The organism is Streptomyces triticisoli (genome assembly GCF_003270085.1).
In the GTDB taxonomy this organism is placed as follows: domain Bacteria; phylum Actinomycetota; class Actinomycetes; order Streptomycetales; family Streptomycetaceae; genus Streptomyces; species Streptomyces triticisoli.
The window spans coordinates 1-8,435 of the sequence record NZ_QFDQ01000190.1; the positions used below are offsets into that span (position 1 = coordinate 1).

10 protein-coding genes are annotated in these 8,435 nt (G+C 75.0%); 7 read left to right on the forward strand and 3 right to left on the reverse strand.

Annotated elements, in window-relative coordinates:
* Both DEP02_RS24760 and DEP02_RS24765 read right to left on the reverse strand, forming a co-directional pair.
* Positions 1-490: FAD-dependent oxidoreductase (locus tag DEP02_RS24760; protein WP_117434534.1), on the reverse strand; the 490-nt coding region annotated here is incomplete at its 3' end.
* Complete coding sequence (locus tag DEP02_RS24765; RefSeq protein WP_112469902.1) at positions 487-1,113, reverse strand: TetR/AcrR family transcriptional regulator; 627 nt, start codon at positions 1,111-1,113, stop codon at positions 487-489. The genes DEP02_RS24765 and DEP02_RS24760, both read right to left, overlap by 4 nt.
* Positions 1,114-1,179: 66 nt before the next feature.
* Between DEP02_RS24765 and DEP02_RS24770 the strand changes: the two genes are divergently transcribed.
* Together DEP02_RS24770 and DEP02_RS24775 are read left to right on the forward strand one after the other, a co-directional pair.
* On the forward strand, positions 1,180-2,775 hold the full coding sequence (locus DEP02_RS24770; protein ID WP_198668573.1) for an FAD-binding oxidoreductase: 1,596 nt from the start codon (positions 1,180-1,182) through the stop codon (positions 2,773-2,775).
* A gap of 45 nt (positions 2,776-2,820) precedes the next feature.
* Positions 2,821-3,702, forward strand: a complete 882-nt coding sequence (locus DEP02_RS24775; RefSeq protein WP_112469903.1) for a YegS/Rv2252/BmrU family lipid kinase — start codon at positions 2,821-2,823, stop codon at positions 3,700-3,702.
* Between the two features lie 24 nt (positions 3,703-3,726).
* Here the strand turns inward: DEP02_RS24775 and DEP02_RS24780 are convergent, their stop codons facing one another.
* On the reverse strand, positions 3,727-4,086 hold the full coding sequence (locus DEP02_RS24780; RefSeq protein ID WP_112469904.1) for a transglycosylase family protein: 360 nt from the start codon (positions 4,084-4,086) through the stop codon (positions 3,727-3,729).
* A gap of 78 nt (positions 4,087-4,164) precedes the next feature.
* Between DEP02_RS24780 and DEP02_RS24785 the strand changes: the two genes are divergently transcribed.
* The 5 genes from DEP02_RS24785 to DEP02_RS24805 all read left to right on the forward strand — a co-directional run.
* Entirely contained in the window at positions 4,165-4,533 is a 369-nt protein-coding gene (locus DEP02_RS24785) for a hypothetical protein (RefSeq protein WP_112469905.1), read from the forward strand.
* A gap of 99 nt (positions 4,534-4,632) precedes the next feature.
* Positions 4,633-6,342 (forward strand): enoyl-CoA hydratase-related protein, encoded by a 1,710-nt coding sequence (locus DEP02_RS24790; protein ID WP_112469906.1) that lies wholly within the window; start codon positions 4,633-4,635, stop codon positions 6,340-6,342.
* Complete coding sequence (locus DEP02_RS24795; RefSeq protein ID WP_112469907.1) at positions 6,339-6,941, forward strand: hydrogenase maturation protease; 603 nt, start codon at positions 6,339-6,341, stop codon at positions 6,939-6,941. The genes DEP02_RS24790 and DEP02_RS24795 overlap by 4 nt, the downstream gene beginning before the upstream one ends.
* 70 nt (positions 6,942-7,011) lie before the next feature.
* Positions 7,012-7,800, forward strand: a complete 789-nt coding sequence (gene hypB / locus DEP02_RS24800; protein ID WP_112469908.1) for a hydrogenase nickel incorporation protein HypB — start codon at positions 7,012-7,014, stop codon at positions 7,798-7,800.
* Positions 7,797-8,435, forward strand: a 639-nt coding sequence (locus tag DEP02_RS24805; RefSeq protein WP_198668574.1) for an acylphosphatase, incomplete at its 3' end; no start/stop codon positions are given. The genes hypB and DEP02_RS24805, both read left to right, overlap by 4 nt.

Here is an 8,435-nt window from a genome sequence, read left to right on the forward strand (position 1 = left end):
GCCTGCGCGGCGCCGGCAGCGTGGCGCGGGCGGTGCGCGCCGCCCGCCGCAGTCCGTCGCCCGCGCGGAAGCCGGCCCAGGCCAGGGCGGCCTGACCGCGCGGGACCAGCGGGGTGAGGGGCAGGACGAACGGCTGCGCGCCGACCAGATGGGGGGCGGTACGCTCCATCAGCACACCACGCTCCACCGCGCTCTCGTGCGCGACGTCGAGCTGCGCGGACGCCAGGTAGCGCAGCCCGCCGTGGACGAGCTTGGAGCTCCAGCGCGAGGTGCCGAAGGCCAGGTCGTGGGCGTCGATCGCGGCGACGCTCAGTCCGCGCGCCGCGGCGTCCAGCGCGACCCCGGCGCCGGTCGCGCCGAGACCGACCACCAGGACGTCCACGGCCTCACCGCCGACGGTCCGGGCCAGCTCGCGCGCGCGGCGCCCGGCGGTGAGGGAGGTGCCCGGGGCCGTACCGCCGGGGACGGCGGGGCTGTTGCCGGAGCTCATGGGGTCAGGGTCCTCTCCAGGATGGTCCGCAGTTCCGTGAGGAGCGCCTCGCCGTCCAGGCCGGGGTCCTCCTCGTCGGTCATCGTGCGCAGCGACAGCGCGAAGGACTGGACGACCAGCAGCAGGGACCGGGCCTGCCGTTCGGTGTGTCCGGCGCGCACCGACCCGTCGGCGTGACCCTCGCGCAGGAGGCCGGCGAGCAGTTCGAGCAGGGCCTCCTGGCTGGCTCCGCGCCGGTCCAGCACATAGGGGAGCAGCAGCTCGGGGTCCACGTCGACGATCTTGCGGAAGAGCGGGTGGGCGCGGAACGCCCTCACTCCGGCCACCAGCCCCTCGACGAGCAGTGTCCGCGTGTCCGCCCCGGGCCGCCGCTCGGGCACCGCCCGGCCGGCCACGTCGATCCACTCCCGGGTCATCAGGTCGCCGACCAGGGACCGCACATCGGGCCAGCGCCGGTACAGCGTCATCCGGGACACGCCCGCCCGCCGGGCCACGTCGGTCAGGGTCGTACGGCGGACCCCGACCGCCAGGACGCAGTCGCGCACGGCGTCGAGCACGGGATCGCTGTCCGGGCGGGCCGTACGCGCCGGGCCCGTCGAACTGTTGTGACGAATAGGCGTCATGTGTCACAGTGTAACGCCACGGCGCGATGCCGCGGCACCCTTCGACACGACCGGTGAGGAACAACCATGGACATGCTGTGGAGCGGCTGGGGCGACCCGGTCAGGGCCACACCACTGCCCGACACGGTGACCGGCCTGCTGCGCGACCTGCTCGGCGTCAGGCCCCGCGCCACCGGCCCGGTCGCCCTGGACGCCATCCCCGTCCCCGCCCCGCCGTTGACCGACGCCGCGCTCCGCGCCCTGCGCGACGCCGTCGGCGACGACGGACACGTCCGCACCGACGCCGAGTCCCGCATCCGCCACACCCGCGGCAAGTCCACCCCCGACCTGCTGCGGATGCGGCGCGGCGACGTCACCGACCTCCCGGCGGCCGTGGTCCTCCCCGCGGACCACGACGACGTACTCGCCGTACTGCGCGCCTGTGCCGCGCACGACCTGGCCGCCGTCCCGTTCGGCGGCGGCACTTCCGTCGTCGGCGGCCTCGCCCCCGAGCGGCGGCGCCCCTTCGTCGCCCTGGACCTGCGCCGTATGAACCGGCTGCTCGCCCTCGACTCGGTCTCCCGCACCGCCACCCTGCAACCCGGGCTGCGCGCCCCCGAGGCCGAGGCGCTGCTGGCCGGACACGGCTTCACGCTCGGCCACTTCCCCCAGTCCTACGAGTGGGCCACCCTCGGCGGATTCGCCGCCGCCCGCTCCAGCGGACAGGCCTCCGCCGGCTACGGCCGCTTCGACGAGATGGTGCTCGGCCTCACCCTCGCCACCCCCGAGGGCACCCTGGAGGCCGGCCGCGCCCCGCGCTCGGCGGCCGGCCCGGACCTGCGCCAGCTCGTCCTCGGCTCCGAGGGGGCCTTCGGCGTCATCACCTCGGTGACCGTGCGTCTGCGCCCGCTGCCGCAGACCCGCCTCTACGAGGGCTGGCGGTTCGCCTCCTTCGAGGAGGGCGCCGCGGCCCTGCGCCGGCTCGCCCAGGACGGACCACGGCCGACCGTGCTGCGCCTGTCCGACGAGACCGAGACACTGATCGGCCTCGCCCAGCCCGACGCCATCGGCTCCCCGGGTGCCCGGCAGGACACCGGCTGCCAGGCGATCGCGGGCTACGAGGGCACCGTCGAGGACGTCGCCCACCGCAGACAGCGCGCCGCGGCCGTCCTGCGCGAGTGCGGCGGCACCCACCTCGGCGAGGAACCCGGCGAGCGCTGGGTCCACGGCCGCTACTCGGCGCCCTACCTGCGCGACTCCCTCCTGGACGCGGGCGCGTTCGCCGAGACCCTGGAGACCGCCGCCTTCTGGTCCCGCGTCCCCGAGCTGTACGCCGCCGTCCGCGAGGCGCTCACCGCCACGCTCACCGCGGCCGGCACCCCGCCCCTGGTGATGTGCCACATCTCGCACGTCTACGAGAACGGCGCCTCGCTGTACTTCACCGTGGTCAGCGCCCAGGGAGAGGACCCGGTGGCACACTGGGCGCCCGCCAAGCGGGCCGCGAACGAGGCGATCATCGCGTCGGGCGGCACCATCAGCCACCATCACGGCGTGGGCACCGACCACCGCGACGGATACGTCCAGGAGGCCGGCCCGCTCGGCATCGAGGCCCTGCGGGCCGTCAAACGACGCCTGGACCCCGCCGGCCTGCTCAACCCCGGCGTCCTGCTGCCCCTCGACTGACACCCGCCCCACCACCGACCCGCGTCCCGCCCCGGAGGCCCACCGATGCGACAGTTCACCGCCATCGTCAACCCCACCGCGGGCGGATCCGCCGGGGCCGCGGCGCTGCTGCGGGTGGCCAGGGTGCTGAGGGAGGCCGGCGCCGAGCTGGAGACCGAGTACAGCCGCAGCCTCGCCCACGCCCGGGACCTCGCCCGCCGCGCCGGGCAGCAGGGCCACGTCGTCCTCGCCGTGGGCGGCGACGGCATCGCGGGCGGCATCGGCGGGGCCCTCAGCGGCACCGGCACCCTCTTCGGCCTCGTCCCGGCCGGCCGCGGCAACGACTTCGCCCGCGCGCTCGAACTGCCCGACGACCCGGCCGGGTTGGCCCGGATCCTGCTGCACGGCGCCCCGCGCCGGGTCGACACCGTCGAGGTGGAGTCGGCCGTCCACCCGCGCACCGTCGTCCTCGGCAGCGTGTACGCGGGCGTCGACGCGCTCGCCAACCGGCACGCCAACCACTCCAGGCTGCTGCGCGGCGCCGCCTCCTACTACGCCGGCGGACTGCGGGCCGTCGCGACCTGGCGGGCGGCCGGCTACCGCGTCACCGTCGACGGGGAGGAGCACACCCACCGCGGCTACACCGTGGTGGCCGCCAACTCGCCCTACTACGGCTCCGGACGCATGATCGCCCCCGGCGCCCGCGTCGACGACGGCCTGCTCGACGTGGTGATGATCCGTCACGCGCCGCGCCGGCTCTTCTTCGCCCTGATGAACGAACTGAAGTCCGGCGCGCACGTCGACCGCCCCGAGGTGCGGATCCTGCGGGGCAGACAGATCCGTATCGAGGCCGACCGCCCCGTGCCCTACGGCGCCGACGGCGAGGTCGAGGCCCTCCTGCCCGTCACCGCCCGGGTCCTGCCCGGCGCGCTCGCCGTGCTCTGCTGACCGGTCCCCGACACGGCCGGCGGGTCAGGCGCAGCCCCAGGCCGACATGCCCTGCAGGGCGGCCAGCCGCTTGGCCACGGCGATCTGCTGCTTCCGCGTGGCCTTGTCCGCCCGGGGCGCGTACTTCAGCCCGCCGGCGGCGATCCAGCTGGACTGGCGGAACTGCAGCCCGCCGTAGTACCCGTTGCCGGTGTTCGCCCTCCAGTTGCCGCCGGACTCGCAGGCGGCGATGGCATCCCAGTCGGGAGCGAGAGCGGCGGCCGCGGTCGCCGCCGGTCCGCCGGCCAGAGCGGCGGTGGTCGCCACGGCCAGCAGGGCCCCGCGCAGCGCGCGACGGCGTGGATGGCGGCCGGAGGCCCCGTCGATGTTCTGCTGACAACTCATGCGCAGACTGTTACATCATATGAACAGAAAGTAAGGGAGCGGCGCGCCGGGAGTCCCCGACCGGGGTAGGGCTCGCGCATGACGTTCAAGAGTCCCGTGCACCGCGGCGGCCCCCGGCGCGGCCGGTTCGAGCAGTTCGCCGAGTACGCCTCCAACTTCACCAGCTCCCCCGTCTTCTTCCTGATCTGCCTGGTCCTCGTCGGATTCTTCGTCGCCGCCCACGCGGCCCGGCTGCCCGTCGAGTTGCTGCTGCTGGCGGGCGAGTCCATGACCGCTGTGACGTTGCTGCTGCTCGCCCTGCTGAAGAACGCCGAGATGCGCGCCGAGCACGCCGTCCAGCGCAAGCTCGACGCCATCGCCCGGGCGCTGGTGGAGATGAACAAGGACGACCGCAGCCCGGCCTTCGAGGACCTGCGCAATGCGATCCGGATGGAGGAGGAGACCTGATGCAGACGGAGGACGCGACCTGAGGCGGATGGACGAAAACCCCGCAAAAGCCGCAAAAGCCCTTCCCGGTACCCCCGGAACCGGTCACGATGCCGCGTCATGGACATCCTGCTCGTTGCCAGCGCGTTCAACAGCCTGTCCCAGCGCGTCTACGCCGAACTGTCGGACCACGGCCACCACGTCGACGTCGTGCTCGCCTCGCACGGCCCCGACGCGGTCCGTGCCGCGGTCGCCGGGGCGAACCCGGAACTGGTCGTCGCGCCGATGCTCAGAACGGCGCTGCCCGAGGACGTGTGGCGGGAGCACACCTGCCTCATCGTGCACCCGGGACCCCCGGGGGACCGCGGCCCCTCCTCCCTGGACTGGGCGATCGCCGACCGGGCACCGCACTGGGGCGTGACGGTCCTGCAGGCCGAGGCGGCGATGGACGCCGGCGACATCTGGGCGGCCATGCCGTTCCCCACGGCCCCGGTCGGCAAGAGCGACCTGTACCGCAACGAGGCCTCCGACGCCGCCGTGGCCGCCGTACTGCTCGCCGTACGGCGCTACGCGGACGGCTCCTTCAAACCGCAGCCGCAGAACGACCCTTCGACCCGCGTCGTCTGGCGCGACTTCCTGCGCCAGGAGCAGCGCCGTATCGACTGGGAGAACGACAGCACCGCCACCGTGCTGCGCAAGCTCCGCGGCGCGGACTCCCAGCCGGGCGTCCTCGACGAACTCCTCGGCCGTGAGCTCTTCCTGCACGGCGGCCATCCCGAGGACGAACTGCGCGGCCACCCCGGCGAACTGCTGGCCACCCGGGCGGGAGCGGTGTGCCGCGCCACCCGGGACGGCGCCGTGTGGATCCCGGAGCTGAGGCCGCGCAAGAACTCCGGCGACCCCGCGCCCTTCAAACGCCCGGCCGCCTCCGTCCTCGGCCCGACCGAGCTGCCGGAGGTGCCCGCCCCGCTCGAACTGCCCCCCGAGCGGCGCACCTGGACCGACATCCGCTACCGGCAGCGCGGCGACGTCGGCTTCGTCACCTTCTCCTTCCCCGGCGGCGCGATGAGCACCGACCAGTGCCGCAGGCTGCTCGCCGCCTACCGTCACGCGCTCACCCGCCCCACCCCGGTCCTGGTGCTCGGCGGTACCCGCGACTTCTTCTCCAACGGCATCCACCTGAACGTCATCGAGGCCTCCGACGACCCCGCCGCCGAGTCGTGGACCAACCTGGGCGCCATCGACGACCTGGTGGAGGCGGTGCTGCACACCACCGACCGGCTGGTCGTCGCCGCGCTCGGCGGCAACGCGGCCGCGGGCGGCGTCATGCTCGCCCTCGCCGCCGACGAGGTGTGGTGCCGCACCGGCGCCGTCCTCAACCCGCACTACCGCAGGATGGGCCTGTACGGCTCCGAGTTCTGGACCTACAGCCTGCCGCGCCGCACCGGCGCCGCCACCGCCGAACGGCTGACCACCGAGGCCCTGCCGGTGAGCGCCGCCACCGCCCACGGACTCGGCCTGGTGGACCGTCTGGTCCCCTGCCCGGCAGGGGAGTTCACCACCGAGGTCGACCGCATGGCGGCCGAGCTCGCCGGCGACCCCGGCCTGGGCCGGCGGATCGAGGCCAAGGCGGCGGCGCGCGAGCGCGAGGAGGCGGTACGGCCGCTCGCGGAGTACCGTCGCGCCGAACTGGCCCGGATGCACGACATCTTCTTCGACCCCACGGCCCCCTACCACGCGCTGCGCTCGGCCTTCGTCCGCAAGGTCCCCGGCGGCGGCGCCCGCCCCCTGGCCCCGGCCGGCGCCCCGCACGCCGGGGACACCCGATGACGCCCCCGCCCCGCCCCCGGCTGCTGGTCGCGGGCGTGGGCAACATCTTCCTCGCGGACGACGCCTTCGGCCCGGAGGTGATCCAGGCCCTCGACGCCCGCCCGCTGCCGGCCGGGGTGCGGGTACGGGACTTCGGCATCCGCGGCCTGGACCTCGCCTACGAACTCCTCGACGGATACGACACGGCCGTCCTGGTCGACGCGGCACCGCGCGGCCACGAGCCCGGCGCCCTGTCCATGATCGAACCCGAACTCCCAGACGCCACCAGCGGTGCCGCCGCCCCGCCCGAGGCCCACGGCATGGACCCGGCCAAGGTGCTGGCCCTGGCCGCGCACCTGGGCGACGGGCCGCTCCCGCGGGTCCTCGTGCTCGCCTGCGAACCCCAGGTGCGGCCCCGCGGCGACGAGGACATCATCCCCGGGCTCAGCGCCCCGGTCCGCGAGGCCGTGGCCCACGCAGTCGAGGCCCTGCACACGATGGTCCCCGTCCTGCTCGCCGACCCCGCCGCCACCCCGCCGTTGGTCCGCCCGGAGGAAAACGCCCCGGCCCCCGCGGCAGGGCTGCCGCACCTTGTGGCCGGCGCGGCCGAAGATCGGTGAGAGACCCGCGTCCCTCCCTCCCTCCCTTCCTCCCTCCCCCGCCCCTGAGCCCACTTCGAGGAGCAGCGTCATGTGCCGGTCCGCCGACGTCAAGCAGGCCGTCCTCGCCAGGAACGACGACCTGGCCACCACCCTGCGCGGCGACCTGGCCCGGCAGGGCGTGACCCTGGTGAACCTGCTGTCCAGCCCCGGCAGCGGCAAGACCGAACTGCTCGGCCGCGTACTGGCCCACGCCGTCGAGCGAGGAACCCCGGTGGCCGCGCTGACCGCCGACCTGGCCACCGAGAACGACGCCCGCCGCCTGGCCCGCTCGGGCGCGCCGGTGCAGCAGGTGCTCACCGACGGACTCTGTCACCTGGAGGCCCGCCAGGTGCGTACCCGCCTGGAGGGCTGGCTGCCCGCGGACACCGCGGTGCTGTTCGTGGAGAACGTCGGCAACCTCGTCTGCCCGGCCTCCTACGACCTCGGCGAGACCCTGCGGATCGTGCTGATGGCGGTCACCGAGGGCGAGGACAAGCCGCTGAAGTACCCCACCGCCTTCGGCTCCGCCCACCTGGTCGTGGTCACCAAGACGGACCTGGCCGAGGCGGCCGGCTTCGACGAGGACGCCTTCCGGACGAACGTGCACCGGGTCAACCCCGGGGTGGAGATCGTACGGTCCTGCGCCCGCACCGGCGACGGCGTCGACACCCTCCTGGAACGCGCGCTGGCCGCCCGCGTAGGCGCCGCGCCGCACGACCCTCCCCTCGCGCCCCGCCCCCACAGCCACGACCACGACCACGCGGTGCACGAGACCGCCGGGGAAGCGGCCCACGACCACCCCGCGCATCCGCACCCGGCCACCACCACGGCCTCATGACCGCCCCTGTCACCGGCCCGGTGCGCCGCCGGCTCACCGTGCGCGGCACGGTGCAGGGCGTGGGGTTCCGGCCGTACGTGCACCGCCTGGCCGCCGACCTGACACTGGCCGGCTTCGTGAGCAACACCGCGAGCGGCGTGCTGATCGAGGTCGAGGGCCCGCCGGACGGCGTCGACCGGTTCTGCGACCGGCTGGCCCGGCAGCCGCCCCCGCTCGCCGCCGTCACCGGCATCGGCTCCGAGGACCTCCCCGCCACCGGCGCCACCGACCCGTTCACCATCCGCCCCACCGACCACGCCCCCGGCCGCACCCAGCTCCCGCCCGACACCGCGACCTGCGCCGACTGCCTGCGCGAACTGGCCGCCCCCGCCGACCGCCGCCACCGCCACCCCTTCATCACCTGCACCCACTGCGGCCCCCGCTTCACCATCGCCACCGCCATGCCGTACGACCGCGCGGTCACGACCATGGCCGGCTTCCCGATGTGCCCCGCCTGCGCCCGCGAGTACGCCGACCCCGCCGACCGGCGCTTCCACGCCCAGCCCGTGGCCTGCCCCGGCTGCGGCCCCCGGCTGCGCCTGATCCCCGCCGACGGCAGCGGCGCCCGCCCGGCCCGGGACGCCGGCGCCCTGGCT